This window comes from Cupriavidus oxalaticus, assembly GCF_038900635.1.
GTDB classification, from domain to species: domain Bacteria; phylum Pseudomonadota; class Gammaproteobacteria; order Burkholderiales; family Burkholderiaceae; genus Cupriavidus; species Cupriavidus oxalaticus_B.
Window position 1 is genome coordinate 84,962 of the sequence record NZ_JAYMRX010000018.1, and the last position, 24,160, is coordinate 109,121.

Annotated in this window: 26 protein-coding genes and 1 pseudogene; 14 read left to right on the forward strand and 13 right to left on the reverse strand. The window is 68.2% G+C overall.

Features of this window, described 5'->3' with window-relative positions; all coding sequences use genetic code 11:
• Window positions 1-12: 12 nt before the first annotated feature.
• Both VSR71_RS24510 and VSR71_RS24515 read right to left on the reverse strand, forming a co-directional pair.
• Entirely contained in the window at window positions 13-1,227 is a 1,215-nt protein-coding gene (locus VSR71_RS24510; protein ID WP_342916385.1) for a M20 aminoacylase family protein, read from the reverse strand.
• A gap of 43 nt (window positions 1,228-1,270) precedes the next feature.
• Complete coding sequence (locus VSR71_RS24515; protein ID WP_342916386.1) at window positions 1,271-2,584, reverse strand: MFS transporter; 1,314 nt, start codon at window positions 2,582-2,584, stop codon at window positions 1,271-1,273.
• A gap of 374 nt (window positions 2,585-2,958) precedes the next feature.
• On the opposite strand from VSR71_RS24515, the pseudogene VSR71_RS24520 reads away from it, so the two are divergent.
• From VSR71_RS24520 to VSR71_RS24530, 3 genes and pseudogenes are all read left to right on the forward strand, one after another.
• Window positions 2,959-3,908 (forward strand): annotated as a pseudogene (locus tag VSR71_RS24520) (LysR family transcriptional regulator).
• A 63-nt stretch (window positions 3,909-3,971) separates the two neighbouring features.
• Window positions 3,972-4,892: a LysR family transcriptional regulator gene (locus tag VSR71_RS24525; protein WP_342916387.1), complete on the forward strand. Its 921-nt coding sequence runs from the start codon at window positions 3,972-3,974 to the stop codon at window positions 4,890-4,892.
• A 20-nt stretch (window positions 4,893-4,912) separates the two neighbouring features.
• Window positions 4,913-5,287 carry a DUF2784 domain-containing protein gene (locus tag VSR71_RS24530; protein ID WP_342916388.1) on the forward strand — a complete coding sequence of 125 codons (375 nt, stop codon included), beginning with the start codon at window positions 4,913-4,915 and terminating at the stop codon, window positions 5,285-5,287.
• A gap of 10 nt (window positions 5,288-5,297) precedes the next feature.
• Here VSR71_RS24530 and VSR71_RS24535 read toward each other — a convergent pair whose 3' ends face one another.
• The 5 genes from VSR71_RS24535 to VSR71_RS24555 form a co-directional block, all read right to left on the reverse strand.
• Complete coding sequence (locus VSR71_RS24535) at window positions 5,298-6,134, reverse strand: crotonase/enoyl-CoA hydratase family protein (RefSeq protein WP_342916389.1); 837 nt, start codon at window positions 6,132-6,134, stop codon at window positions 5,298-5,300.
• Between the two features lie 55 nt (window positions 6,135-6,189).
• Window positions 6,190-6,975 carry an enoyl-CoA hydratase-related protein gene (locus VSR71_RS24540; protein WP_342916390.1) on the reverse strand — a complete coding sequence of 262 codons (786 nt, stop codon included), beginning with the start codon at window positions 6,973-6,975 and terminating at the stop codon, window positions 6,190-6,192.
• A 51-nt stretch (window positions 6,976-7,026) separates the two neighbouring features.
• Window positions 7,027-7,830: an SDR family oxidoreductase gene (locus VSR71_RS24545; protein ID WP_342916391.1), complete on the reverse strand. Its 804-nt coding sequence runs from the start codon at window positions 7,828-7,830 to the stop codon at window positions 7,027-7,029.
• Window positions 7,831-8,435: 605 nt separating this feature from the next.
• The gene (locus tag VSR71_RS24550) at window positions 8,436-9,128 is read right to left on the reverse strand and encodes a GntR family transcriptional regulator (RefSeq protein WP_342916392.1); all 693 of its coding nucleotides are present in this window, start codon (window positions 9,126-9,128) and stop codon (window positions 8,436-8,438) included.
• A 47-nt stretch (window positions 9,129-9,175) separates the two neighbouring features.
• Window positions 9,176-10,582: a C4-dicarboxylate transporter DctA gene (locus tag VSR71_RS24555; RefSeq protein WP_342916393.1), complete on the reverse strand. Its 1,407-nt coding sequence runs from the start codon at window positions 10,580-10,582 to the stop codon at window positions 9,176-9,178.
• Window positions 10,583-10,977: 395 nt separating this feature from the next.
• Here VSR71_RS24555 and VSR71_RS24560 point away from each other — a divergent pair, with 395 nt between their 5' ends.
• Together VSR71_RS24560 and VSR71_RS24565 are read left to right on the forward strand one after the other, a co-directional pair.
• Window positions 10,978-12,246, forward strand: coding sequence for an allantoate amidohydrolase (locus tag VSR71_RS24560; RefSeq protein ID WP_342916394.1), 1,269 nt, complete (start codon window positions 10,978-10,980; stop codon window positions 12,244-12,246).
• A 53-nt stretch (window positions 12,247-12,299) separates the two neighbouring features.
• Window positions 12,300-13,568, forward strand: coding sequence for a M20/M25/M40 family metallo-hydrolase (locus tag VSR71_RS24565; protein ID WP_342916395.1), 1,269 nt, complete (start codon window positions 12,300-12,302; stop codon window positions 13,566-13,568).
• Window positions 13,569-13,653: 85 nt separating this feature from the next.
• On the opposite strand, the gene VSR71_RS24570 is transcribed toward VSR71_RS24565, so the two are convergent.
• The gene (locus tag VSR71_RS24570; RefSeq protein ID WP_342916396.1) at window positions 13,654-14,229 is read right to left on the reverse strand and encodes an N-acetyltransferase family protein; all 576 of its coding nucleotides are present in this window, start codon (window positions 14,227-14,229) and stop codon (window positions 13,654-13,656) included.
• Window positions 14,230-14,408: 179 nt separating this feature from the next.
• On the opposite strand from VSR71_RS24570, the gene arsC reads away from it, so the two are divergent.
• Window positions 14,409-14,768: an arsenate reductase (glutaredoxin) gene (gene arsC / locus VSR71_RS24575; protein ID WP_209761383.1), complete on the forward strand. Its 360-nt coding sequence runs from the start codon at window positions 14,409-14,411 to the stop codon at window positions 14,766-14,768.
• A gap of 82 nt (window positions 14,769-14,850) precedes the next feature.
• On the opposite strand, the gene VSR71_RS24580 is transcribed toward arsC, so the two are convergent.
• The 4 genes from VSR71_RS24580 to VSR71_RS24595 all read right to left on the reverse strand — a co-directional run bounded on the left by VSR71_RS24580 (window position 14,851) and on the right by VSR71_RS24595 (window position 16,914).
• Window positions 14,851-15,084, reverse strand: a complete 234-nt coding sequence (locus VSR71_RS24580; RefSeq protein WP_342916397.1) for a hypothetical protein — start codon at window positions 15,082-15,084, stop codon at window positions 14,851-14,853.
• A 210-nt stretch (window positions 15,085-15,294) separates the two neighbouring features.
• Window positions 15,295-15,951, reverse strand: coding sequence for an exonuclease (locus VSR71_RS24585; protein WP_342916398.1), 657 nt, complete (start codon window positions 15,949-15,951; stop codon window positions 15,295-15,297).
• 4 nt (window positions 15,952-15,955) lie between these two features.
• Window positions 15,956-16,606 (reverse strand): MBL fold metallo-hydrolase, encoded by a 651-nt coding sequence (locus VSR71_RS24590; protein WP_342916399.1) that lies wholly within the window; start codon window positions 16,604-16,606, stop codon window positions 15,956-15,958.
• Window positions 16,603-16,914: a hypothetical protein gene (locus VSR71_RS24595; protein WP_342916400.1), complete on the reverse strand. Its 312-nt coding sequence runs from the start codon at window positions 16,912-16,914 to the stop codon at window positions 16,603-16,605. The genes VSR71_RS24590 and VSR71_RS24595 overlap by 4 nt, the downstream gene beginning before the upstream one ends.
• Here VSR71_RS24595 and VSR71_RS24600 point away from each other — a divergent pair.
• On the forward strand, window positions 16,901-17,665 hold the full coding sequence (locus tag VSR71_RS24600; RefSeq protein WP_342916401.1) for a septal ring lytic transglycosylase RlpA family protein: 765 nt from the start codon (window positions 16,901-16,903) through the stop codon (window positions 17,663-17,665). The genes VSR71_RS24595 and VSR71_RS24600 overlap by 14 nt on opposite strands.
• 100 nt (window positions 17,666-17,765) lie before the next feature.
• Here the strand turns inward: VSR71_RS24600 and rsmI are convergent, their stop codons facing one another.
• Window positions 17,766-18,674 (reverse strand): 16S rRNA (cytidine(1402)-2'-O)-methyltransferase, encoded by a 909-nt coding sequence (gene rsmI, locus VSR71_RS24605; protein WP_342916402.1) that lies wholly within the window; start codon window positions 18,672-18,674, stop codon window positions 17,766-17,768.
• A 15-nt stretch (window positions 18,675-18,689) separates the two neighbouring features.
• Between rsmI and VSR71_RS24610 the strand changes: the two genes are divergently transcribed.
• The 7 genes from VSR71_RS24610 (at window position 18,690) to VSR71_RS24640 (ending at window position 24,076) form a co-directional block, all read left to right on the forward strand.
• Window positions 18,690-19,085, forward strand: a complete 396-nt coding sequence (locus tag VSR71_RS24610) for a YraN family protein (protein WP_342916403.1) — start codon at window positions 18,690-18,692, stop codon at window positions 19,083-19,085.
• 53 nt (window positions 19,086-19,138) lie between these two features.
• Window positions 19,139-19,726 (forward strand): phosphoheptose isomerase, encoded by a 588-nt coding sequence (locus tag VSR71_RS24615; RefSeq protein ID WP_342916404.1) that lies wholly within the window; start codon window positions 19,139-19,141, stop codon window positions 19,724-19,726.
• Between the two features lie 62 nt (window positions 19,727-19,788).
• The gene (locus VSR71_RS24620) at window positions 19,789-20,628 is read left to right on the forward strand and encodes a BON domain-containing protein (protein ID WP_342916405.1); all 840 of its coding nucleotides are present in this window, start codon (window positions 19,789-19,791) and stop codon (window positions 20,626-20,628) included.
• Between the two features lie 161 nt (window positions 20,629-20,789).
• The gene (locus VSR71_RS24625; protein WP_342916406.1) at window positions 20,790-21,197 is read left to right on the forward strand and encodes a c-type cytochrome; all 408 of its coding nucleotides are present in this window, start codon (window positions 20,790-20,792) and stop codon (window positions 21,195-21,197) included.
• Between the two features lie 13 nt (window positions 21,198-21,210).
• Complete coding sequence (locus tag VSR71_RS24630) at window positions 21,211-22,476, forward strand: NAD(P)/FAD-dependent oxidoreductase (RefSeq protein WP_342916407.1); 1,266 nt, start codon at window positions 21,211-21,213, stop codon at window positions 22,474-22,476.
• 161 nt (window positions 22,477-22,637) lie between these two features.
• On the forward strand, window positions 22,638-23,531 hold the full coding sequence (locus VSR71_RS24635; protein WP_342916408.1) for an EamA family transporter: 894 nt from the start codon (window positions 22,638-22,640) through the stop codon (window positions 23,529-23,531).
• A 128-nt stretch (window positions 23,532-23,659) separates the two neighbouring features.
• Window positions 23,660-24,076 carry a metalloregulator ArsR/SmtB family transcription factor gene (locus VSR71_RS24640; RefSeq protein WP_342916409.1) on the forward strand — a complete coding sequence of 139 codons (417 nt, stop codon included), beginning with the start codon at window positions 23,660-23,662 and terminating at the stop codon, window positions 24,074-24,076.
• Window positions 24,077-24,160: the final 84 nt, after the last annotated feature.

Below are 24,160 nucleotides of genomic sequence, written 5' to 3' on the forward strand. Positions count from 1 at the left end.
AAGCGGGCGGGATCAGGCTGCGGCGAGATAGGTCTGCACCAGCCGCACCCAGGCCGCCGCGCCCAGCGGCAGCACCGCGTCGTTGAAGTCGTAGCCGGGGTTGTGCACCATGCAGCCGCCGAATTCGCCTTCGCCGTTGCCAAGGATCAGGTAGCACCCTGGCACTGCATTGAGCATCCACGCGAAGTCCTCGCTGCCGTTGAGTCCCTTCGGGGCCTGCGTGACCACATTGTCGGCGCCGACCAGTTCGGTGCAGACGCGCTGAGCCAGCAGCGTTTCGGCTTCGGCGTTGACCATCGGCGGCGTCAGCTGCCGGTAGTCGATCTCCGCTTCCACGCCGTGCGCCTGCGCGGTCAGTGCAACGATCTCGCGGATGCGCTGCTCGACCAGCGCGCGCGTCTCGGGCCGCGCGGCGCGCACGTTGAGCCCCAGCGTCACGGCTTCGGGAATCACGTTGTGCGTGGCGCCGCCACGGATAAAGCCGACCGATACCACCGCGGTATCGTCCGGCGCGACATTGCGCGCCACCACCGTCTGCAGCGCGGTGACGATGGCCGCCGCCGCTGCGATCGGGTCGCGCGCGCGGTGCGGCATCGCGCCGTGGCCGCCGACGCCGCGCACGGTCACGTCGGCCACGTCCGACGACAGGCTCACCGGCCCCGGCAGCACCCGGAACGAGCCCGCCGCCACGCCCGGCATGTTGTGCAGCGCGAAGATCGCATCGCACGGGAAGCGCTCGAACAACCCGTCCTCGATCATCGCGCGCGCGCCGCACAGGTTCTCTTCGTCGGGCTGGAAGATCAGGTTGAGCGTGCCGTCGAAGTCGGGCTTGCCGGCAATCGCCCTGGCCGCCGCCAGCAGGATCGCGGTATGGCCATCGTGGCCGCACGCATGCATTTTTCCGGGTACCCGGCTGGCATAGGGCAGGCCGGTCGCTTCGGTGATCGGCAGCGCGTCCATGTCGGCGCGGATGCCGAGGCGGCGCGTGCCGCTGCCGCGTTTGAGCTGGCCCACCACGCCGCTCTTGCCAATGCCAGTGTGGACCTCGTAGCCCCATTCGGCCAGCAGCGTCGCCACCAGCTTGCTGGTCGCGCCGACCTCGAAGCCCAGCTCGGGCTGTGCATGGATCTGGCGGCGGATGCCGACGAAGGTTTCGGCGTCGATGCCGATGGCCGGCAGCAGGTGCGGCAGGTACTGGAATGGCTGGAGCGTCGGTGCGCGGGTCATGGGATCGGTCTCCGGAAAATGTGCAGGGTTCAGTGGGCGCGGCTCAGTGGATGCGGTTCTCGCGGATGCGCAGCACCGCGAGCAGCGTGATCACGCCGCAGACCAGCATGTAGAGGGCGGGCGACATCGGGTTACCGGTGCGGGCCAGCATCCACGTGACGATAAATTGCGACGAGCCGCCGAACACAGTCACACCCACGCTGTAGATCACCGACAGGCCGCTGGCGCGCACGCCGGCGGGCAGCATCTCCAGCATCATCAGGAACATCGGCGTGGTGCCCAGGTTGACCAGCGCGGTCAGCAGCGCCGACACGCACAGCACCAGCGGCACGCTCGGATAGGCATTGATCAGCCAGAACGCCGGATACACCGCCAGCATGCTGAGCACCAGCGATGCGACCACCAGCGGCTTGCGCGCGACCAGGCGGTCAGCAAGGCGGCCGGCGAACAGCGACACCACCGTCAGCGTCAGCCCGGTGACACAGCCCGACAGGAACGACAGCGACGCCGGCATATGCAGCACGCGGATCATGTAGGTCGGCATGAAGAACACCACCAGGTACATCGTCGCGGTGCCGGCCGTGGTCGCCAGAATGCCTTTGAGCACGGTGGACCAGTGGTTGCGGAACAGTTCGCCGAGCGGGCTCGGCGCGTGGGCGTCGGCCTGGTGGGTTTCGTCGAGGTGCGCGCGGATATACAGCCCCACCGGCGCGATCAGCAGGCCGGCCAGGAAGGGCAGGCGCCAGCCCCAGCTTTCCAGCGACGCGGCCGGCAGCACGGCATACAGCGTGGCGCCGGTCAGCGCGCCCAGCAGCGCCGAAATGCCCTGGCTGCCGAGCTGCCAGCTGACGCGCCAGCCGCGGCCCTTGACCCCGCCCGCCTCCATCAGCATCGCGGTCGAGGCACCGATCTCGCCGCCGAGCGAAAAGCCCTGCAGCAAGCGGCCCGCGACGATCATCAGCGAGCCGGCGATGCCGGCCGACGCATACGGCGGCGCGAGCGCGATGCACAACGTGCCCAGCACCATCAGGCCGATGGTCAGCGTCATTGCCGCCTTGCGGCCGCGTCGGTCGGCGTAGCTGCCGATCACCACGCCGCCGAGCGGGCGCATCACGAAGCCGATGCCGAAGGTGGCCACCGCCAGCAGCAGCGAGCCGTAAGGACTGTCGGAGGGAAAGAACAGCTTGCCGATCAGCAGCGAAAAGAAGCTGTAGACGGTGAAGTCGAACATCTCCAGCGCATTGCCCAGCGAGCACGCCGCGATCAGGCGGAACTGGCTCTGGTTGCGAGGTGTGCTGGCGGTGCTGGCGGGGGCGGTCGTTACGCTGGCAGGCGTCGCAAGGGTGGCGTCGTTCATGCAAGGTCTCCACGAACTGGTGGGGGGCTGCACGCACGGCGGACCGGTGTTGTCGGGGCCCGGTGAGCAGGAGCGGCTCGCGCGGCAGTCAGGTTGGCAACCTGTGGCGCTGAGTATTCAGGCAAACGGCCCGGGACAAAAAATCATATATTTTCATCCTGATAACCAGATCGAATCACCGTCATAACCGGTGTCGTCACGGTATCGGGAAAACTACTGAAGGATGCCGGCAAAGCCTTGGCCGGAGCGGGGAATGGCCGGAAGTGCGGCCCGCGACGCGCGTCGGCGATTGCGCCCGCGGATGGGGCGTGTTGCCCCGCGCCGGGGCCTCCGGCACGGCAATGCACGGCATCCTGAAACAGGAAACGGAAACGATGAAGCTGCACCAACTGCGGGTCCTGCTGGCCGTGGCCGAGCACGGCAGCATTCATGAAGCGGCGCGCGCGCTGCATATCTCGCAGCCGGCGCTGTCCAAGGCCATCGCCGAGCTGGAGCGTGAGTTGGGCGTGACGCTGCTGTCGCGCTCGGTGCGCGGCGTCAGCCTGACGCCTACGGCCTGGCGCTGGTCAAGCGCGCCAGCGTGGTCGAGCAGGAGCTGCGGCACGCATTGGAAGATATCGAATCGATCCGCGGCCATGCCGAGGCCGAGCTGAACATCGGCTTTACCGCGGTGGCTTCGAGCGGCCCGCTGCCCGCGGCCATGGCGGCGTTCCGGCAGCGCTTCCCCAACGTTGCGCTGCGCGGCTTCGAGCTGCGCCCCCAGCAGATCCAGGAAGGCCTGCGCGAAGGGCGGCTCGACCTGGGGCTGATCTCCACCAACAGCGGCCCCGGCTCGGCCTCGCTGCAGTGGGAGCCGCTGTTTTCGGTCGGCATGAAGCTGGCGGTGCGCGCCGGCCATCCGCTGCGCCGCACGCGCCGGCTGCGGCCGCTGCTGGACGCCGACTGGCTGGTGCTCGACCCGGTCGACGACGCCGGCAGCCCGCTCGCCAGCCTGATGCGGCTGCACCGGATGGAGATGCCGCGCCGCGTGGTGCAGAGCGCATCGAACCTGCTCGGCCTGCAGCTGGCCACGCGCACCGACCTGATCAGCATGTGGTCGGACTTTGTCTTCCACGGCACCGGCGGCCCGCTGCAGCTGGCCAGCGACCAGCTGGTGCCGCTGCCGATCCAGGACGAGCTGCCGGATTTCCGCGTGTTCCTGGTCTATCGCTCGGTCGACCTGATGACGCACGCGTGTGCCGAATTCAGCCGTGAAGTGCGGCATTGTGCCCGCGAGCGCCGCGATGCGCCGCCCGCCATGCGCCGGGCCCGATCCGCTTCATAAGCGCCGCCGGGATGCCACGGCGGCGCCGATGCCGCACAATGGCGCCCGGGAGACTGATATCCGATGGACAAACTCAAGCAAATCGAAGCCTTTATCGCCGTGGTGGAGCACGGCAGCATGGCGGCCGCGGCGCTGACGCAGAACGTCACGCCGGTGATGATCGGCCGCCGCATCAACGCGCTGGAAGCGCGTATCGGCGTCAAGCTGCTGCACCGCTCCACGCGCCGCATCGCCGTGACCGAGCAGGGCGCGGTGTTCATGGAGCAATGCAAGAAGGCGCTCGCCGACCTGGACCGCGCCGAGATGCTGATCGCCGAAGGCAAGCACAAGGCCACCGGCCACCTGATCGTGTCGGCGCCGGCCGCGTTCGGCCGCAAGCACGTGGCGCCGCACGCGCCGGCCTTCCTGGCCGCGAACCCGGAAGTGCAGATCTCGTTCAACCTGACCGACCGCGTGGTCGACCTGGTGCGCGAGGGCTATGACGTGGGCATCCGCATCGGCGGCGCGATCGACCCCAACTTCGTCGCGATCAAGCTGGCGTCGAACAAGCGCGTGGTGTGCGGCACGCCCGCGTACTTCGCCAAGCATGGCGTGCCGCAGACGCTGGACGACCTCGAGCACCACAACTGCCTGGCGTTCAACCTGCAGGGCGGCCAGCAGCGCGGCTGGTACTTCAGCCAGAACGGCAAGGCCGTGACGGTGCGCGTCAACGGCAACCTCGACTGCAATGACGGCGAGCTGCTGCACCGCTGGACCGGCGAGGGACTCGGGCTGGGCTGGCGCTCGACCTGGGAAATCCTGCCGCAGCTGGAGAGCGGCGAGCTGATTACCGTGCTCGACGAATACGCGCTGCCCGACTACGACATCCTCGCGGTGTACCCGCAGCAGCGCCCGGTGCCGGCCAAGATCCGCTTCTTTATCGAACACCTGAAAGCGCAGTTCGCGCGTCCCGGCTACTGGATGGCCGGCGGCAACGGCGACTGAGGGCCATTGCGCGCGATGCCATGGCAGCCTGGCTGGCCGATCTCGTCGTCATCGTGCACGGGCTGTTTATCGTGTTCGTGGTGGCCGGCGGCCTGCTGGTGCTGCGCTGGCCGCGGCTGGCATGGGTACACCTGCCGGCCGCGGCGTGGGGCGTGATGATCGAGTGGTCCGGCTGGATCTGCCCGCTGACGCCGCTGGAGAATGCGCTGCGCCGTGCCGCGGGGGAGGCGGGCTACGGCGGGGGCTTTGTCGAGCGCTACCTGTTGCCGCTGATCTATCCGCCGGGCCTGACGCCTGCCGTGCAACTTTGGCTTGGCCTGATTGTGCTGGTGGTCAACGTGGCGGTCTACGCGGCGGTCTACGCGAGGTGGTGGCGCGGCCGGCGCCACCGTTGAGCGGAAGGCTTCAATGCGCCGGGTCAAAACGCGGCGCGCGTTTCTCCATGTTGGCCAGCACCGCCTCGCGCTGGTTGGGCGAGCCGACCAGGCGGTCCTGCTCGTCCGACTCGGCCTGCAGGATGGCGGCATTGTCGCCGCGCTCGACCACTGCCATCAGCCGCTTGGCGGCGCGGATCGCATCGGGATTTTTCTGCGCGACCTGGCGCGCCGCTGCCAGCGCCGCGGCGCGCGGGTCGTCGGCGACACAGGTGGCGAGTCCCAGCTCGCACGCTTCGGTGCCGCTGAGGACGCGCGCGCTGTAGATCAGCTCGCGCAGCACGTCGGGGCGCACCAGCCCGCGCGTCAGCACCATGCCGGCCATGTCGGGCACGAGGCCCCACTTCATCTCCATCACCGACAGCTTTGCATCGGGCGCGACGTAGCGCACATCCGCGCCCAGCGCCACCTGCAGGCCGCCGCCGAAGGCCACGCCGTGCACCGCCGCGAACACCGGCACCGGCAGCTCGCGCCACACCATGCAGGCATATTGCGGGCGATTGGAAATGCCATTGGTGCGCTTGCCGAGCCGTCCGCCGCCGATGCTGTCGCTTTCGCTGCCGCCACCATCGCCGGACAGCATGCCGGCCATGCGGCCCATGTCCAGGCCCGCGCAGAAGGCGCGGCCTTCGCCCGACAGCACCACGGCACGCAGCTCCTGCGTGCGCGCCAGTTGCTCGCCGGTCTCGATCAGCGCGTCGAACATCTCCTGGTCGAGCGCATTCATCTTGTCGGGACGGTTCAGGCGGACGTCGGCGACGCCGCCTTCGATGGTGACGATGATCCGTTCATTGCTGCTGGCGCTCATGCGCGGGCTCCTTGGGTTGGCGTGCAGGGTGTGCTGCAAACGGCGAGGACGCGGGTCAACGACCCTTGAACAGCGGCTTGCGCTTCTCCATGAAGGCGGCGACGCCTTCCTTGCAGTCTTCGCTGCGGCTGGCGCGCGACTGCAACGTGGCTTCGACTTCCAGCTGCGCGGCGAGGTCGTTGCCGAAGCTCTGGTTCAGCGCTTCCTTGATCATGCCGTAGGCGAGCGTCGGCATGCCGGCGAGATGGTGCGCGAGCTTGCCGGCTTCGTCCTGCAGCGCGGCATCGTCATGGACCTTCCACACCAGGCCGATGCGGTGCGCTTCCTCGGCATCGATCTTCTCGGCCAGGATGGCCAGCGCGCGGGCGCGCATCTCGCCGGCATAGCGCGGCAGGAAGTAAGTGCTGCCGGCATCGGGGATCAGGCCGATCTTGGAGAACGCCTGCAGGAAGGTGGCCGAACGGCCCGCCAGCACCACGTCGCCGGCCAGCGCCAGGCTCATGCCCGCACCGGCGGCCACGCCGTTGACCGCGGTGATGACCGGCTTGGGCATCTGGCGCAGCGCCAGGATGATGGGGTGATAGCGCTCGCGCAGCATCTGGCCGGAATCCTGCAGGCCGTTGCCGCCACCCTGGCGCGCGGCCAGGTCGGCGCCGGCGCAGAAGCCGCGCCCGGCGCCGGTGATCAGCACCGCGCGCACTTCGGCATCCGCCGCGGCGCGGTCCACGCCTTCGCGCAGTTCGCGCATCAGGTCGGCGTTCATCGCGTTGAGCACGTCCGGGCGGTTCAGGGTCAGCGTCGCCACGCCTGCGCCGGATTGGTAAAGCACGGATGCTGTCATCGTCGGATCTCCATGAATCGTTGTAGTTGCTTCTGTGGTTTGGGTCTTGTATCAGCGCATGGGCTTGAGCGCATCGGCCGACGCGTCACCCAGCTTGCTGCCACCGTCGCAGTCAAGGATGGTGCCGGTGACGAAGTGCGCGTTGTCGCTGCTCAGGTACATGGCGGCATCGGCGATATCGTCCTTGGTGCCGTAGTCGCGCAGCGCCAGGCGGGCCTTGTAGCGCGCCTCCACCTCCGGCGTCGGCGCCAGCCGCGCCATGCCTTCGGTATCCGCGATCGGGCCGGGCGAGATGCCGTTGACGCGCACGCCGGCCGGGCCCCACTCCATTGCCAGGCACTTGATCAGCATGTTGATGCCGGCCTTGGCGGCACAGGCGTGGGCCTGGAACATCATGGCGTTGACGCCCTGCGGCGCGGTGATGGCGATCAGCGACGCGCCGGGCTTGCTCAGGTAGTCGAAGCTGGCGCGGAATACGTTGAAGGTGCCGAGCAGGTCGATGTCGACCACGGTCTTGAACGCATTGGCCGACATGCCGACCACCGGCGCGAGGAAGTTGCCGGCGGCGCCGGAGATCACCACGTCGATCGGGCCGAGCTCCTGGCGCGTGCGCGCCAGTGCGGCCTCCACCGCGGCATAGTCGCGCACGTCGGCCGCCATGCCGATCGCGGTGCCGCCCGCGGCGGCGATGCCGTCGGCGGCAGCCTGGATGCGGTCCTCGGTGCGGCTGATCAGAGCCAGCTTCGCGCCGGCGCGGGCGAAGCCGTGCGCGATGCCGAGGTTGATGCCGGATGAAGCGCCGGCGATGAAAACGGTTTTGCCGGCAAAGGCGTCTGCGCGAAAGGCACTGGGCATGGGTCGTCCTCTTGGTCGTTGGTCAGGCAATGCGAAGGGTGGCCGCATCCGCAGGCAGGGGCCTGCGGATGCGGCGCTCAGGAAACGAAAACCGGCAGAGGGGGCGAACGCAGGCCGGACGGCCGCGCTGGGGCGGTGCGATCACGCATGATGGGTCTCCATGACGGTTGTTCTGGTGCGCGTCCGCGGCGATGTCGCGGCGCAGGCCTCTGTGTTGGGCCCTCGCGATCCTAACCCGAAGCACGCATTCGGTTATTGCCGCTTTTCGTCGGCGAAGGGAGTGCGTCAATGTGCGCGACCCCGCACGGCATCGTGGCCGCGGGCGGTTGCGCAAGTGATTGGCCGGAAAGGGAAATTGCCGCACCGCGGCATCGTCCGCGAGGGCCCGCGGGGCAACGATGCTCGGCGCCGCAAAAGCCAGCCCTCGGAAAAAAGAAAGCCCGCACACCGTTGCAGCGTGCGGGCGGCCTTCCGGCGATGATGCGCGAAAGGCGGAGTGCTCATGAAGTGCGCCCCCGCGTCTTCATGGCGAGGACAAGTGTGCCCGGAGGCGGCGCAAGCCGCTTTGACTCACGTCAAGCGCTGGCCAACGGCCAGCGCTGGTCCTACGCCAGCAGCGCCGCGACCAGGTCCTTGCCTCGCGCCGCCGGCGCGGTTTCCTCGAAATGCAGCGCGCTTTCGACATGGCTGAGGTGGTCCACCATCAGCGTGACGGCGCGCTCGGCATCGCCCGCGCGCGCCGCCTCGATGAATTCGCGGTGCTCGTCCGACGAGCACGCCGCATCGCGCCGGGACTGGTACAGCATGGTGATGACCGCGCTGCGTGCGGACAGCTCGCGCATCATCTCGGTCAGCACGCCGTTGCCGACCACCTCGGCCAGCACGATATGGAAATCGCCGAGCAGCCGCGTACGGATCTGCGCGTCGTTGCCGCCGAGTGACTTGCGCTCGGCGGCCAGGTGTTTGTCGATGCGCTTGTAGTCGGCCGCGGTTGCCCTGGCGACGAACTCGCGCGCCAGCGCCGCTTCCAGGATGCGCCGCACGGCGAAGACCTCGCGCGCTTCTTCCGCGCTGGGCTTGGCGACGAACGCCCCCTTGTCCGGCACGATCTGGATGACCTTGTCCTTGCTCAGCATCAGCAGCGCCGCGCGCACCTTGGTGCGGCTGACGCGGTAGACGCTGGCCAGCGCCTCCTCGCGCAGCTTGGTGCCGGGCGGGAGGCGGTGCGAGACGATCGCGGCGACGATGTCGTCGGCGATCGCTTCAGCGGTCATGTCGGGATCGATATGCTCGGGCATGGCAGCGCACTTGCGCAGGGGCTGCGCGTTGGGGAGATGCCGTGATTCTAGCGTCCCGCGACAGTCCCCGGCACGGCGGCAGGCGAACCGGCCACGGCGTTGTCATCCGCCATGGCGGCAAGGCCGGCGTCCAGGTCGGTCGCCTCGATCGTGCCGTTGAGCACGCCGCGCGCCCGTTCGCGGTCGATATCCTTTTCCCATGCCGCCACCACCACGGTCGCCACGCAGTTGCCGATCAGGTTGCCGAGCGCGCGCGCGATGCCGATGAACCAGTCCACCGACAGCACCAGCACCAGGCCGATTGCCGGGATTGCCGGATGCGCCGACAGCGTCGCCGCCAGGATCACGATGGCCGAGCCCGGGATGCCGTGCGCGCCCTTGGAGGTGACCAGCGCCACCGCCAGGATGCCGAGCAGGTCGCCCATCGCCAGCGGCGTGTTGGTGGCCTGGGCGATGAATACCGCGGCCAGCGTCAGGTAGATCGAGAACGCATCCAGGTTGAATGAATAGCCGGTCGGGATCACCAGGCCCACCACCGACTTCTTGATACCCATGAACTCGAGCTTCTTCATCACCTGCGGCAGCACGCTGTCGGACGAGGCCGTGCCCAGCACCACCAGCAGCTCGGCGCGCAGGTAGCGGATCAGCTTGATCACCGAGAAACCGCACACGCGCATGATGGTGCCCAGCACCACCAGCACGAACACGATCACCGCGCCGTAGAACAGGAACACCAGGAAGCCCAGCTGCTTGAGCGAGCCGATACCGTACTTGCCGACGGTGAAGGCCACCGCGCCCAGCACGCCCAGCGGCGCCAGCTTGATGATGAAGCCCATCATCTTGAACAGCGTGTGCGAGAACGTGTCGATCAGCCTGACCAGCGGCCGGCCCGGCTCGCCCACCAGCGACAGCGCGCAGCCGAACAGGATAGACACCAGCAGCACCTGCAGCACGTCGCCGTTGGCAAAGGCGCCGAACACGGTATTGGGAATCAGCTTGAGCAGGAAGTCGACCGTGCCCTGGTCCTTGACCTTGGTGGCGTTGTCGATAAAGCCGGCAATCGCCGACGCGTCGAGCGAGCGCGGATCCACGTTCATGCCGACGCCGGGCTGGAACACATAAGCCAGCACGATGCCCAGCGCGAGGGCGATGGTGGTGACGATCTCGAAATACACCACCGCCTTGATGCCGACGCGGCCAACCTTCTTCAGCTCGCCGGCGCCGCAGATGCCGGCCACCACTACGCAGAATACGATCGGGCCGATCAGCATCTTGATCAGCTTGATAAAGGCGTCGCCGAGCGGCTTGAGCTTGGCGGCGAATTCGGGGAAGGCGAGGCCGAGTGCCGTGCCGATCACCAGGGCGATCAGCACCTGGCCGAACAGCGAGCGGGTAAAGCGGGTGTGCAGGCGTGGGGTGCCCGGGCGTTGCTGCGAGGGAACTGCGTGCTGCATGGTTGTCTCCGTGCCGGGCCGGTCCTGCGCATGTGCGCTGGCTGGCCCATTTCGATCCAGGAATCACCGGCGGCCCCGTACTGCTCTGACGGCTGGGTGGGCTGCCGGCCTTACGTTCTCGGGCAGAGCTCAGGGTCGGGAGCGCGCCACCGCGCGGACGGCCCCCCTGTTGGGGCGGAATCCACGCAATCCGCTGTCCGGACCGGATTGTCCGCAGAGGATTGTCTGAACGTGGAACCGAATATAGTGCATATCATTTTTGTATGCAATTTTTGAATTCACTGTGCTACCATGAATCGCACAGAATAGAGCTTCGGCCACGGGCGCCCCGCCCGCACTGGCACCCCGCCAGCCACGCCGCCGCGGCTTTCACGCACATCCAGCAGGAGACACGTATGGCAGCAAATCCGTCGTCGGCCAGCATGCCGGCAGCCGCAGAGGTAGGCACGCGCATCATGGCCTGGGCCGATGCCCTGGCCGTCCACACCGAGCAGCCCGGCATGCTCACCCGCACCTACCTGACCGAGGCCCACCACGGCGCCGCCGCCCAGCTGACCGAATGGATGCAGCAGGCCGGCATGACGGTGCGGCGCGATGCCGCCGGCAACGTGATCGGCCGCTACGAAGGCACCACGCCCGACGCGCCGGCGCTGCTGACCGGCTCGCACTTCGACACCGTGCGCGACGCCGGCCGCTATGACGGCAACCTGGGCGTGATCCTGCCGATCGCGTGCGTGGCCGAATGGAATCGCCAGGGCAAGCGCTTTCCGTTCGCGCTCGAGGTGGTCGGCTTTGCGGAGGAAGAGGGCGTGCGCTTCAAGGCCACGCTGCTGGGCAGCCGCGCCATTGCCGGCACCTTCGACAACAAGGTGCTGGACAACGTCGACGACAGCGGCAAGACCATGCGCGAAGTGATGCGCGAGGCCGGTTTCGACGCCGCCGACCTGCCTGCCGCCAGGCATGAGCGCAGCAAGGTCGCAGCCTTTATCGAGGTGCATATCGAGCAAGGCCCGGTGCTGCTGAACGAGGGCCTGCCGGTCGGCGTGGTCACCGCGATTTCCGGCGCCACGCGCTTTATCGTCGAGCTGGAAGGCCTGGCAGGCCACGCCGGCACGGTGCCGATGGACATGCGCCGCGATGCCGCCATGGCCGGTGCCGAAATCGGCCTGTTCATCGAGAAGCGCTGCGGCGGCAAGCCGGGCCTGGTCGGCACCGTCGGCCAGTTCAACGTGCCCAATGGCGCCACCAACGTGGTACCGGGCCACGCGGTGTTCTCGATCGACATTCGCTCGGGCATCGACGCCGAGCGCGAGGCCGCCGTCAACGACGTGCTGGCTGAGATAGAACGCGTGTGCGCGCGCCGCAACGTGCGCGTGCAGGTGCGCAAGACCCACGAGGCGAACAGCGTGCCGTGCGCCCCGTGGCTGCAAGAGCAATGGGCCGCCGCCATCGCCCGTCAGGGCGTGCCGGTGCGCCATCTGCCGTCCGGTGCCGGCCATGACTCCATGGCCATTGCCGCCATTGCCGATGTCGCCATGCTGTTCGTGCGCTGCGGCAACGGCGGCATCAGCCACCATCCCACCGAAACCATGACCGCCGAGGACGCAGCACTGTCCGCGCGTGTGTTCAGCGATTTCGTCGAGCATTTCCGGCTGCAGCAGTAAGCCAGCGCCCGGAAGCCCACCCGAACCCTCCTGAGAAGTTACGAGAACAAGTCATGACCGCACGAGACAATATGAACCCCATCGAAACCACGCTGACGCAGTTCATCGACCAGCACCGCCCGCAGCAGGAAGCCTTCCTGGCCGAGCTGGTCAAGGTGCCTTCGGACAACCCGGCCGGCGATTGCGATGCCCACGGCAAGCGCGCCAAGGAACTGCTGGAGGGCCTGGGCTTCACGGTGGAGGCGCACAAGGTGCCCGACGCGCAGGTGAAGGCCGCCGGCATGATCAGCGCCACCAACCTGATCGTGCGCAAGCAGTTCGGCACGGGTGGCCCGACCATCGCCATGAACGCCCACGGCGACGTGGTGCCCCCGGGCCTGGGCTGGACCAAGGACCCGTACGGCGGCGAGATTGCCGACAGCGAACATGGCCCGGTCATATACGGCCGCGGCGTGGCGGTGTCCAAGTCGGACTTCGCCACCTACACCTACGCCGTGCTGGCGCTGATGGAAGCCGAGAAGCAGGGCGCGAAGATCAACGGCGCGGTCGAGCTGCAGTTCACCTATGACGAGGAAACCGGCGGCGACATCGGTCCCAAGTTCCTGCTCGACAACAACCTGAGCAAGGCCGACTACGCCATCTCGGCCGGCTTCTCGTACGGCATCACCTCGTCGCACAACGGCTGCCTGCACGTCGAAGTGACGGTCAAGGGCAAGCAGGGCCACGCCGCCATGCCGCACACCGGCGTCGACGCGATCGAGGCCGCCACCCACATCCTGCAGGCGATCTACGGCCTGCGCGCCGAGCTGGCCACGCGCAAGTCGAAGGTGCCGGGCATCGACACCGCGACGCTGAACGTCGGCCTGATCAAGGGCGGCATCAACACCAACGTGGTGCCGGATCTGGTGACCTTCCGCGTCGACCGCCGCATGATCCCCGAGGAAATCGGCTTCGACGCCGAAGGCGAGATCCGCGCCGTGGTCGAGAAGGCCGCCAAGGACCGCCCGGGCATCGAAGTGAAGGTCGAGCGCATCATCCTGGCCGAGCCGCTGTCGGAACTGCCGGGCGTGGAAAAGCTGATCGGCGCGCTGAAGAGCCGTGCCGAGTCGGTGTTCGGCGTGGAAATCCCGGTGCAGGGCGTGCCGCTCTACACCGACGCCCGCCACTACACCAAGCGCGGCATCCCGACCGTGCTGTACGGTGCCGGCCCGCGCACGCTGATGGAAGCGCGCGGCCATAACTCGGACGAGAACCTGCGCCTGAACGACCTGAACCGTGCGACCAAGGTGGTGGCACTGGCGTTGTCGGATCTGATGAAGTAAGCGGACGGGAATCTCCGCGCCGGTGACGGATCGGCGACAGAAACGCCACGGCTAGAGTCGTGGCGTTTTTTTTTGGCCCTTCCGCCTATTCCGGCAGCGTATCCGCCCCCGCCCCCAGCATCCGCTGCATCAACACCGTATCGATCCACTGCCCATGCTTGAAGCCGACCGCTTCCAGCCGGCCCACGGTGCGAAAGCCCAGCCGCTCATGCACGGCCAGCGAGCCGGCGCCTTCGCCGCTGGCAGTACAGGCGATCACCGCGACCATCTGGCGCCACGGCCCGGTTTCGCAACGCGCCACTAATTCGGCGAGCAGCGCCTGGCCCAGACCCTCGCCAACGCAGCGGTGGTCGATATAGATCGAGTCCTCGATGGCGAAGCGATAGGCGCTGCGGGTGCGGTAGGCCGATGCATAGGCGTAGCCCAGCACGGCGCCATCGCGCTCGGCGATCAGGTAGGGCAGGTTCTTGCGGCGCACCTCGGCGAAGCGCAGCTGCATGTCGTCGACGGTCGGCGGCATTTCCTCGAAGGAAGCGCGGCCGTGCAGGACATGGTGCACATAGATGGCGTGGATTGCCGGAACATCAGAGGCGGTGGCGTCGCGCAGCGTGAACGGCTTGCGATCGGCAACGGGTCGGAGGGATGCGGTGGCGGAGGTCATCGGGAACGCGGGCCAGTGGCTGGATGCATGGACCTGGGGCAACGCAGGATGCGTGCCCGGCACTTGCTCCCTTGTACCTGCCCGCAGCCCGATGCGTTGTATATAGTGCCGTTGGATTTGCACCGCATTAGTGCCACGCCCCAGCGTGGGGCGACATCAACAAGAAAGGACCACCTGCCATGATCACGATCTACCACAACCCCCGCTGCTCCAAGTCGCGCGAGACGCTTGCCATGGTCGAGGAAGCCGCCGGGCGCCTGGGCGAGCCGGTGGAAATCGTCGAGTACCTGAAGAACCCGCCGTCCGTGGCGACGCTGCGCCAGCTCAACACGATGCTGGGCGTGCCGGTGCGCGAGATGATTCGCGACAACGAGGCGCCGTACGCGGAACTGGGCCTGGCCGACCCCGGCCTGACCGATGCCGAACTGCTGGCCGCCGTGGCCGACAACCCGATCCTGCTGCAGCGCCCCGTGGTCGTCCGCAACCGCCGCGCCGCCATCGGCCGCCCGCCCGAGAACGTGGTGCCGCTGCTGGCCTGAACCGGACGCCTGAATAAAACCGGCCCCCACGAACCGTGGGGGCCGGCCGGTCTGCGAGACAAACAGCTTCAGGCGGGTCGTCTTAATGAACACCCAGCCAGTGCATGGCCTCCTGACCGAAAGCAATGGCCGCGAGCACGACCAGCAGTACCACCAGCGTCACCGTGCTGACGTACAGCGTGGCCTTGGCGACTTCGGCGTCTTCATCCGAGGTGTGGTGATGGGTGACGGGCGTGGTGCCCTTCGCGTGCGACGCATGCGGCCAGTGAATCCGGCCGGCGATGTCCTTCAAGTGCAGGTCGGTAGGAAAACGCATGATCGACACCTCCTCGGCGGGGCGCCGCGCGGCTCCGGGCAACATCGGTCAGGCGGATGATGGCGGGTTTGCGCAAGTGCGCCGAATAGTCAGTTGGCTCGTTTCGCCCGGTGCGCCACATCCACTTCTACTATAGGCGGGCTGGCGCCGGATGCGAGCGCGCGGCCTGCAAGGGGCGTGCCGTGGCTCACGCTGCGCCGCAGCAGTGGATCAGGGTTCCGGCTCAGATTGTGAGGGCTCGCTTGCGCCAGGAGCCTCGGCTGGCGCCAGGCTTGCCAGCGCCGCTTCCCGCTCGCGCAGCGTTGCCAGCATGTTGCAGAACAGCGCGCCCTGTTCCAGGGCATCGTCAAGCGCCACATGGGTGTGAGGCAGCGGATCCAGCCATTCCGCCGGGAACGCCGCTTTCACGGTCTTGCGGTAGGGGCGCCCCGTCAGGGCAAAGCCAAGCGTCTTGATGTCCAGCGCGGCCCAGCCAAAGGGCGAGCGGCCGGCAAAGCGCATCATGTACCAGAACATCCAGGTGAAATCGAAGCCGGCCGGGAACGCCACGAAGACCGGCTTGCCCGGCAGGCTCTCGACCCACTCCACGTAGCGCACCATCGCGTCTTGCGGGCGCTGCAGGTCGCGCCGGCAGGCGCTCCAGGCCTCGGGCTGGGTTTGCCACCACTGCATCTGCACGGGGTGACCGGCGGCGCCTGGGAGCGTCTCCAGATTCGCCGAAAACGTGCTGACCACAGTCTTGTCCGCCAGCATGGCCGCGGACGCGAACGACAGCATCGAATGCGGACCCGGGATCGGGCCGTCGGCCTCGACGTCGGTGCTGACGTAGATTTCCGGCCGGGTGTCGGGCAGCTGTCGCTTGGCCATGGCGTCAGCCCGCGTCGATCAGGTGGTCGGCCACGAAGGGATTGTTGCGGCGCTCCTCGCCGAAGGTCGAAACCGGGCCGTGGCCGGGAATGAAGGTCACGTCCTCGCCCAGCGGCCACAGCCGCGTGCGGATCGAGCGGATCAGGTCGGCATGGTTGCCGCGCGGGAAATCGGTACGGCCGATCGAGCCGGCGAACAGCACGTCGCCCACCACCGCGAGCTGGTTGGCGCGCGAGAAGAACACCACGTGACCGGGCGTGTGGCCCGGGCAGTGGTAGACCTCCAGCGTTTCATTGCCGAACTGCACGGTGTCGCCGTTTTCAAGCCAGCGGTCAGGCTCAAAGCTCTCCGCATGGCCAAAGCCGAAGCGCCGCGTCTGTTCGGGCAGTTGCTCGATCCAGAAGCGCTCATCCTGCTGCGGCCCTTCGATGGGAATGCCGAATTCCCGCGCCAGCGCCGCGGCACCGGCGCAGTGGTCGACGTGACCGTGCGTCAGGAAGATCTTCTGCAGCGTGACCCCTTGCTCCCGGACCGCTTCGCGGATGCGCTCGAGGTCGCCGCCCGGGTCGCAGACGGCGGCTGTGCCGGTGCTTTCGTCGATCAGCAACGAACAGTTCTGCTGGAAGGGCGTGACTGGGATAAGGAGGACTTTCATCGGTGGATTTTTGTGATCGATACGGCATTGGCAACAGGCGCCGTACGCGCGGGGACGGTGTCGAAAAACCACCCGGCATTCATGCTTTGCATTGTAGCGCCGGGCGGAAAATTGTTGCGGCGCATATCCATATATGCCTCTTGCGCCTCTTCGTTACAAAATCGCCGGATCGCCCGCAATCCCTTGTCACACCGACGATCGCGGGCGAGATCGCCCTCGTTCGTGCGAGATCGAACAGATTTCGTAACAAAATGAAAGAGATAGTCATCATTAGTGGATGCTAGACTCGCGCCCATGATCAATTTCACCGCCCTCACCACGCGCTGGCAACGGCTGGCCAAGCTCGGGGCATGCTCTGCATGCGCCCTGGTGCTGGCCGCTTGTGCCACGCCCCCCGGGGGCGACGATGCGGACGTCGCCGATACGTCGAACGCGGTGCCCACGCGCGCCGCGAAGAACGCAGGCAGGTCCGCCCGCAACGACGCGGGCAAGAGCGCCCGCGCATCGTCGGAAGGCGGCAGCTGGAACCTGTTCGGCTACGACCCGGACGATGGCCGCGGCAGCTCGCTTGACGGGCTGCGAGCGGACATCGGCACGTTCGAGCAGCGCGGCGTCGCTTCGTGGTACGGCAAGGGCTTCCATGGCCGCAAGACCGCCAACGGCGAGCGCTTCGACATGCGCGCGATGACCGCCGCACATCCTTCGCTGCCGCTCGACAGCTGGGTCCTGGTGCGCAACCTTCGCAACAACAAGGTCGCGGTGCTGCGCATCAACGACCGCGGTCCGTACCACGGCAACCGTGTGCTGGACGTGTCCATGGGCGCCGCCCGCCGGCTTGGCTTCATCGAACGCGGCGCCACCAACGTCGAGATCCGCCGGCTGACGCGCACCGAAGTCGCGGCGCTGGGCCCGCAGATGGATGCCGGCGGCACCGAGGCCGGCGATGGCAGTGGTGACGACGATGTCTCCGTGCCCGAACTCGCCAACTCGCTGGCGCCCGCCAAGGCGCGCAAGGCAGCCAAGGCCAGCGGCAAGACGGTCAAGCGCAAGCGCCGCTGAGACCGGCAGCGCCCGATGCATGCCACCGCGCGCTGACACCTCTCCGTTACTTTCCCCGCACCGGCTCGGCGTCGTCGCCCTGGCGGCTTCAGGGGCAATTTCAGTCCCCGCTCTCGCCGGAACGCTGCGCCAGCGCCAGCTGGTAGAGCGCGCTGGTGCTGGCCCCCGTGATCGCGGCCGCCAGCTTGGCGGCGCGCTTGGCCGGCAGTTCCGCCAGCAACAGCCCGAGCACGCGCTGCGCCTCGGCATCGGGCGCACCGTCCGCGGCCGCGTCGCCGCCGGCGCCTTCCACCACCAGCACGAATTCACCCTTGACGCGGTTCGGGTCGGCCGCCAGCCATGCCGGTGCCTGCGCCGCGGTCACCACCGCGATGTCCTCGAACAGCTTGGTCAGCTCGCGCCCGATCAGCAGCCGGCGCTCGCCCGGCAGGCCGGCCGCAAGCGCGGCCAGCGTATCGGCAATGCGGTGCGGCGCCTCGTAGCAGACCCAGGCGTGGTCCAGCGCGGCGAGCCGGGCGATGGCCTCGCCGCGCGCCTTGGGCTTGCTCGGCAGGAAGCCGGCAAAGGTGAAGCGGCCTTCGCCGGTATCGAGCATGTCGCCCGCCACCGACAGCGCGGCCACCGCCGCGCTCGGGCCGGGCAGCGGCACCACCGGGTGGCCGGCGGCGCGCACCGCCTCGACCAGCCTCGCGCCCGGATCCGAAATGCCCGGCGTGCCGGCGTCCGAGACATAGGCGATGCGCTCGCCAGCGGCCAGCCGCGCGGCGATGCGGCCCGCGGCCTCGCGCTCGTTGTGCTCGTGCACGGCCACCAGCGGCCGCTGCAGGCCCACGCGCGACAGCAGCTGGGCGGTATTGCGGGTGTCTTCGCAGGCCACCGCGTCGGCCAGGCCGAGCACATGCAGCGCCCGCAGCGACAGGTCCGCGACATTGCCGATGGGCGTGGCCACGACATACAGCGTGCCGCCCGGGTACGACTGGCTGGCCGCCAGCGAGATCCAGTCACTCATTGAGAACTTCCGTCGATGCCATCATTCAAATCCACCACGCAGCCCGGCAGCGCACAGGCGCGCGGGATGCGGGCGGAGGACCGGGCGCTGGCGCACCTGCGGCGCCAGGGCCTGCAGCCCGTGGTCCGCAATTATCGCTGCAAAGGCGGCGAGATCGACCTTGTGATGCGCGCGCCGGACGGCACGCTGGTGTTCGTGGAGGTGCGTCAGCGCAGCGGACGCAGTTTCGGCGGCGCCGCGGCCAGCGTCACGCCGGCCAAGCAGCGCCGCGTGCTGCTGGCCGCCGCTCACTACCTCGCCACGCTGGCGCAGCTGCCGCCGTGCCGCTTCGACGTGGTGGCGCTGGAGCCGGGGCGTCTGGACTGGCTGCAGCACGCGTTTGACCTGGACGCCGCCGAGGCTGGTTCATAATGCGCGCTGGCGCGCGACCGAGCGTGCAACTGCCAATGAAAGGCCACAGAGCCATGAGTATCGAGAGTATCCAGCAACAATTCCTAGACAGCGCCGAGACCAAGCAACAGGCCGCGGCGGTAATGGCCCCCTATATCGACGCCGCCGTGGAACGCATGGTGGGCGCGCTCACCAGCGGCAACAAGATCCTGGCGTGCGGCAACGGCGGCTCGGCGGCCGACGCGCAGCATTTCGCCGCCGAGCTGGTGGGGCGCTTCGAGCGCGAGCGCCCGGGCCTGGCGGCAATCGCGCTGACCACCGACAGCTCGATCCTGACCGCGATCGGCAACGACTATGACTTCAGCAAGGTGTTTTCCAAGCAGGTCGAAGCCCTGGGCGTGCCCGGCGACATCCTGCTGGCGATTTCCACATCGGGCAACTCCGCCAATGTGATTGCCGCGATCGAGGCGACGCGCCAGCGCGAGATGGCCGTGATTGCGCTGACCGGCAAGGGCGGCGGCGTCGTCGGCGGCCTGCTCGACGAATTCGATATCCATCTGTGCGTGCCGAGCGAGCGCACCGCGCGCATCCAGGAAGTGCACCTGCTGACGCTGCACTGCCTGTGCGACGGCATTGACGAGGCATTGCTCGGGGAAGCCTGAGCCCGCCCGTCCGCTTCCTTAATTCCGCCCCCTTTCCAACATCCAGCCACAGCAAGGACCGCATGACCAACCTGCTCACTACGCCTGAAACCCGGACCAGCGCCGCCGGCGCGGGCCGCATCTTTCGCGCCACGCTGACCGCGGCTGCGGTGCTGGTTTCCGCCACCCAGCTGGCCGGCTGCTTCCCCGTGATCGCCGGCGCCATGGGCACCGGCGTGGCCATGGCCACCGACCGGCGCCCGACCGCCACCCAGACCGTTGACCGCGGCCTGCAGCTGGAAGCGGAAAGCACCATCAACTCGCGCTTCAGCGGCCAGGCCCGCGTCAACGTCACGGTATTCAACCGCAAGGTGCTGCTTACCGGCGAGGCCAGCAATGACAGCGTCAAGCAGCAGATCGAGCAGTACGTGCGCGGCCTGCAGAATGCGCGCGTGGTGATCAACGAGCTCGAGGTGGTCAATTCGCCCGGCTTCATGACGCAGAGCCAGGACGCGTACCTGACCAGCAAGGTCAAGACGCTGCTGATGACCGCGGATGGCGTGCCGTCGAACTCGATCAAGATCACCACCGAGAAAAGCGTGGTCTACCTGCTCGGCGTAGTGACGCAGCAGGAAGGCGACCGCGCCACCGACGTGGCGCGCAATGCCTCGGGCGTGACCAAGGTGGTCAAGGCGTTCGACTACGTCAATGACGCCGAGCGCGCGCGCCTGGATACGGCCTCGACCTCGCAGAACCCGTCGGTCGACGGCAACGTCGGCACGCCGGCGCCGGTGCAGTCGGTGCCGGGCGTGGGCGGTCCGGTCGATGCGCCGGCCAGCACGCCCAGCCAGGCGACTACCAGCCCGGTGAACTCGCCGGCTGCCTCGCCGGTTGCCCTGCCTCCGGGCCGAAGCCTGCCCTGAGCGGGCTGGCTCGCCGCTGCGCCACGGCGTCCGCACATGCGGGCGCCGTTTTTCTTTCTGCGGTTTTCACCGCACACCGTCCGCTTCCGATGTGATACGGTTGCCACGCCCGCCGGATTCTTGCCGCTGCCGGCGCCCCGCACCCTACACGGAGCGAGACCATGACAACCATCCCCCGGCCCGCTGTGTACGTGCGGCTGGCATTGCTGGCCTCGGCGCTGTGCGGCGCCCAGGCCGCGCTGTCGGCCGACCTTGCGGCCTCCGCCCTCCCGGCGGCACCTGCCGCAGCACCCGCTGCCCCCGCCGCCTCTGCTGCCTCTGCTGCCTCTGCTGCCCAGTACGTGCGGGTCCATGCCGCAGCCTGCACCAGTTGCCACGGCCCGTCTGGCCGCCCGCCTGAAGGCAGCACCATCCCGTCGCTGGCAGGACGCCAGCAGGTGGAACTGATGGCGCAGATGCAGGCGTTCCGTTCCGGGGCCCGCCCGGCCACGGTGATGCACCAGATCGCCAAGGGCTACACCGACGAGCAGCTCGCCGCGATCGCGGCGTGGTTCGCCGACGTGCGTTGAGGGGGAGAGCACAATGCAACGACGACATTTCCTGGGCGCCGCCGGCGCCGCGGTGCTGGGCTCGATCGGCATGCGCGCGGCGCGGGCCGCGGCGCCGGCCAAAGTGGTGGTGGTCGGCGGCGGCTACGGCGGTGCCACCGCCGCGCGCTACCTGCGCGAGTGGAGCGGCAACGCCATCGAGGTCACGCTGGTCGAACCCAATCCTGCGTTCATTTCCTGCCCGCTGTCCAACCTGGTGATCGGCGGGAGCCGGCAGATGGCCGACATCACGCTGTCGTACGACCAGCTGGTGCGGCGCCACGGCGTCAAGCTGGTGCGCGACAGCGCCGCCGCCATCGATCCCGGCAAGCGCACGGTGCGGCTGGCCGGCGGCGGCACGCTGTCCTACGATCGCCTGCTGCTGTCGCCCGGCATCGAGCTGATGAGCGATGCGCTGCCCGGCCTGAAGCGGCCCGGCGGCGACCAGGTGCTGCACGCCTGGAAAGCCGGCGCGCAGACCCTGGCGCTGCGCCGCCAGCTGGAGGCGATGCCCGACGGCGGCACCTACGCCATCACTGTCCCCACGGCGCCGTACCGCTGCCCGCCCGGTCCGTACGAGCGTGCCTGCCAGGTGGCGCACTATTTCAAGCAGCACAAGCCGCGCAGCAAGGTGCTGATCCTGGACGCCAACCCGGACATCACCTCCAAGGCCGGCTTGTTCCGCAAGGTATGGACCGGGCAGTACGCCGGCATGGTCGAATACCGGCCGCAGTACGACACAGTCGATGTCGACCCGGCCACGCGCACCCTCAAGTTCGAGGTGCAGGACGATGTGCGCGCGGACGTGCTCAACGTGCTGCCGCCGCAGCGCGCGGGCGCGATCGCGGTGGCGACAGGGCTGGCCACGGCCAATGCCAGGTGGTGCGATGTCGATTTCGTCACGTTCGAATCGCGCGCGGCGCCCAACATCCATGTGATCGGCGACGCCATCCAGATCGCGCCGCTGATGCCCAAGTCCGGGCATATGGCCAACCAGCATGGCAAGGTGGCGGCCGCGGCGATCGTGGCGCTGCTGTCGGGCCGGGCGCCGGACCCGCAGCCTCTCTATAACAACACCTGCTACAGCTTCACCTCGGACCGCGAGGCGGTGCATGTGGCAAGCGTGCACCGCTACGATGCCGCGCAGAGGACCATGCTGACCGTGCCGGGCTCGGGCGGGCTGTCGGAGGCGCCCAATACGCTGGAAGGCGTGTACGCGCTGTCGTGGGCCAGGAGCATCTGGTCGGAGATGCTGGGATAGGGCATAGGGCACTGGCAACTCGGGGGGTTATCAGGGCGCCCCATAACAAAACCGCAAGAACGTGCAATGCCCCGTGCGGGGCGGCTGGTAGGCTGGGAGTTAGATCGCACCCCCGTCGCACCCCCGTCGCAACCCCATCCGCCACCCCGGCCGCCCCCGCCATGCAAGCCAGAGACCGTCTCCTCGCCCTCGCCATCGTCTGCGTCTGGGGTGTCAACTTCGTCGTCATCAAGGTAGGGCTGGCGGGCGTGCCGCCGATGCTGCTCGGTGCGCTGCGCTTCCTGCTGGTGGCATTCCCCGCCATCTTCTTCGTGCCGCGCCCGCGCGTGCCGTGGCGCCTGCTGCTGGCGTACGGCGTGACCATCAGCCTGGGCCAGTTTGCCTTCCTGTTCTACGCGATGGCGGTCGGCATGCCGGCCGGGCTGGCGTCGCTGGTGCTGCAGTCGCAGGCGTTCTTCACGCTGGCGATCGCCGCGCTGTGGCTGGGCGAGCCGGTGCGCTGGCACAACATCGCCGGCATGGCGGTGGCCGCGGCCGGGCTGGCGCTGATCGGCTCGGGGGCCGCCGCCAGCGCCGGCGGCATGAGCGTGGCCGGCTTCGTGCTGACGCTGTGCGCGGCGTTGTGCTGGGCCAGCGGCAATATCGTCAGCAAGAAGATCGGGCCGGTCGACCTGCTGGGCCTGGTGATCTGGGGCGCGCTGGTGCCGATCGTGCCGTTTGCGCTGCTGTCGCTGTGGGTGGAGGGTCCGGCGCGCATCGTGCAAAGCGTCGCGCATGTGTCGACCGCGGGCGTGTTCGCCGTGGCGTACCTGGCCTTTGCCGCCACCGTGTTCGGCTACACCATGTGGGGCCGGTTGCTGACGCGCTATCCCGCCAGCCAGGTGGCGCCGCTGACGCTGCTGGTGCCGGTGGTGGGGCTGGTGTCGGCGCATGTGCTGCTGGGCGAAGACCTGTCGCCGGCGCAATGGACCGGCGCGGCCGTGGTCATGGCGGGGCTGCTGCTCAATGTATTCGGCCAGCGCCTGTGGGCGGGCAGGGTGCTGCTGCGCCGATAGGCCACCACGGGGCATCCCGAGGCCATCACGAAGCCATCGCCGCGCGCCACCGCTGGCAAACCATGATTGGTGCCGCGCAGCCATGCCGGGCACAATGATGCTGTTCTGCATCATTGGGTAAACACTATATGCGCATTCACGCATATACGAATATATTGAACGGCATGGAAGAGCTGGATCGCGTATTCGAGAAGGTGTCGGGCTACTTCAGCCTGCTGGCGGAGCCAACGCGGCTGAAGATCCTGCACGCCTTGTGCGATGGCGAGAAGCCGGTCAGCACGGTGGTCGAGACGGTGGGTTCGTCGCAGACCAACGTGTCGCGGCATCTCAACGCGATGTACCGCTCGGGCGTGCTGTCGCGCCGCAAGGAAGCCAACCTGGTGTTCTACGCGATCGCGGACGAAAGCGTGATCGAGCTGTGCCGCACCGTGTGCGTGCAGGTGGCCAGCCGGCTGGAGGACAACGCCTTGCCCTCCGGCGCGGTCGACCGCTTCATGGCGCAGCCCGAGCCGGCGCCCGCGCGCAGGCGCCGGGCGGCAGGCTGAGCGCGATCCGGCTCTTCCGGACCATCGATCGCTGTCGCGCGAGCGCGCGGCGGCTCGAATAACAGGCGGCGCGGCCCCACGGAC

What these genes read in the sequence shown, in the direction of transcription:
- VSR71_RS24510 (WP_342916385.1), bottom strand. Translation starts at nt 1,227, where the DNA reads ATGACCCGCGCACCGACGCTCCAGCCATTCCAGTACCTGCCGCACCTG.
- VSR71_RS24515 (WP_342916386.1), bottom strand. Translation starts at nt 2,584, where the DNA reads ATGAACGACGCCACCCTTGCGACGCCTGCCAGCGTAACGACCGCCCCC.
- VSR71_RS24525 (WP_342916387.1), top strand. Translation starts at nt 3,972, where the DNA reads ATGGACAAACTCAAGCAAATCGAAGCCTTTATCGCCGTGGTGGAGCAC.
- VSR71_RS24530 (WP_342916388.1), top strand. Translation starts at nt 4,913, where the DNA reads ATGGCAGCCTGGCTGGCCGATCTCGTCGTCATCGTGCACGGGCTGTTT.
- VSR71_RS24535 (WP_342916389.1), bottom strand. Translation starts at nt 6,134, where the DNA reads ATGAGCGCCAGCAGCAATGAACGGATCATCGTCACCATCGAAGGCGGC.
- VSR71_RS24540 (WP_342916390.1), bottom strand. Translation starts at nt 6,975, where the DNA reads ATGACAGCATCCGTGCTTTACCAATCCGGCGCAGGCGTGGCGACGCTG.
- VSR71_RS24545 (WP_342916391.1), bottom strand. Translation starts at nt 7,830, where the DNA reads ATGCCCAGTGCCTTTCGCGCAGACGCCTTTGCCGGCAAAACCGTTTTC.
- VSR71_RS24550 (WP_342916392.1), bottom strand. Translation starts at nt 9,128, where the DNA reads ATGCCCGAGCATATCGATCCCGACATGACCGCTGAAGCGATCGCCGAC.
- VSR71_RS24555 (WP_342916393.1), bottom strand. Translation starts at nt 10,582, where the DNA reads ATGCAGCACGCAGTTCCCTCGCAGCAACGCCCGGGCACCCCACGCCTG.
- VSR71_RS24560 (WP_342916394.1), top strand. Translation starts at nt 10,978, where the DNA reads ATGGCAGCAAATCCGTCGTCGGCCAGCATGCCGGCAGCCGCAGAGGTA.
- VSR71_RS24565 (WP_342916395.1), top strand. Translation starts at nt 12,300, where the DNA reads ATGACCGCACGAGACAATATGAACCCCATCGAAACCACGCTGACGCAG.
- VSR71_RS24570 (WP_342916396.1), bottom strand. Translation starts at nt 14,229, where the DNA reads ATGACCTCCGCCACCGCATCCCTCCGACCCGTTGCCGATCGCAAGCCG.
- arsC (WP_209761383.1), top strand. Translation starts at nt 14,409, where the DNA reads ATGATCACGATCTACCACAACCCCCGCTGCTCCAAGTCGCGCGAGACG.
- VSR71_RS24580 (WP_342916397.1), bottom strand. Translation starts at nt 15,084, where the DNA reads ATGCGTTTTCCTACCGACCTGCACTTGAAGGACATCGCCGGCCGGATT.
- VSR71_RS24585 (WP_342916398.1), bottom strand. Translation starts at nt 15,951, where the DNA reads ATGGCCAAGCGACAGCTGCCCGACACCCGGCCGGAAATCTACGTCAGC.
- VSR71_RS24590 (WP_342916399.1), bottom strand. Translation starts at nt 16,606, where the DNA reads ATGAAAGTCCTCCTTATCCCAGTCACGCCCTTCCAGCAGAACTGTTCG.
- VSR71_RS24600 (WP_342916401.1), top strand. Translation starts at nt 16,901, where the DNA reads ATGATCAATTTCACCGCCCTCACCACGCGCTGGCAACGGCTGGCCAAG.
- rsmI (WP_342916402.1), bottom strand. Translation starts at nt 18,674, where the DNA reads ATGAGTGACTGGATCTCGCTGGCGGCCAGCCAGTCGTACCCGGGCGGC.
- VSR71_RS24610 (WP_342916403.1), top strand. Translation starts at nt 18,690, where the DNA reads ATGCCATCATTCAAATCCACCACGCAGCCCGGCAGCGCACAGGCGCGC.
- VSR71_RS24615 (WP_342916404.1), top strand. Translation starts at nt 19,139, where the DNA reads ATGAGTATCGAGAGTATCCAGCAACAATTCCTAGACAGCGCCGAGACC.
- VSR71_RS24620 (WP_342916405.1), top strand. Translation starts at nt 19,789, where the DNA reads ATGACCAACCTGCTCACTACGCCTGAAACCCGGACCAGCGCCGCCGGC.
- VSR71_RS24625 (WP_342916406.1), top strand. Translation starts at nt 20,790, where the DNA reads ATGACAACCATCCCCCGGCCCGCTGTGTACGTGCGGCTGGCATTGCTG.
- VSR71_RS24630 (WP_342916407.1), top strand. Translation starts at nt 21,211, where the DNA reads ATGCAACGACGACATTTCCTGGGCGCCGCCGGCGCCGCGGTGCTGGGC.
- VSR71_RS24635 (WP_342916408.1), top strand. Translation starts at nt 22,638, where the DNA reads ATGCAAGCCAGAGACCGTCTCCTCGCCCTCGCCATCGTCTGCGTCTGG.
- VSR71_RS24640 (WP_342916409.1), top strand. Translation starts at nt 23,660, where the DNA reads ATGCGCATTCACGCATATACGAATATATTGAACGGCATGGAAGAGCTG.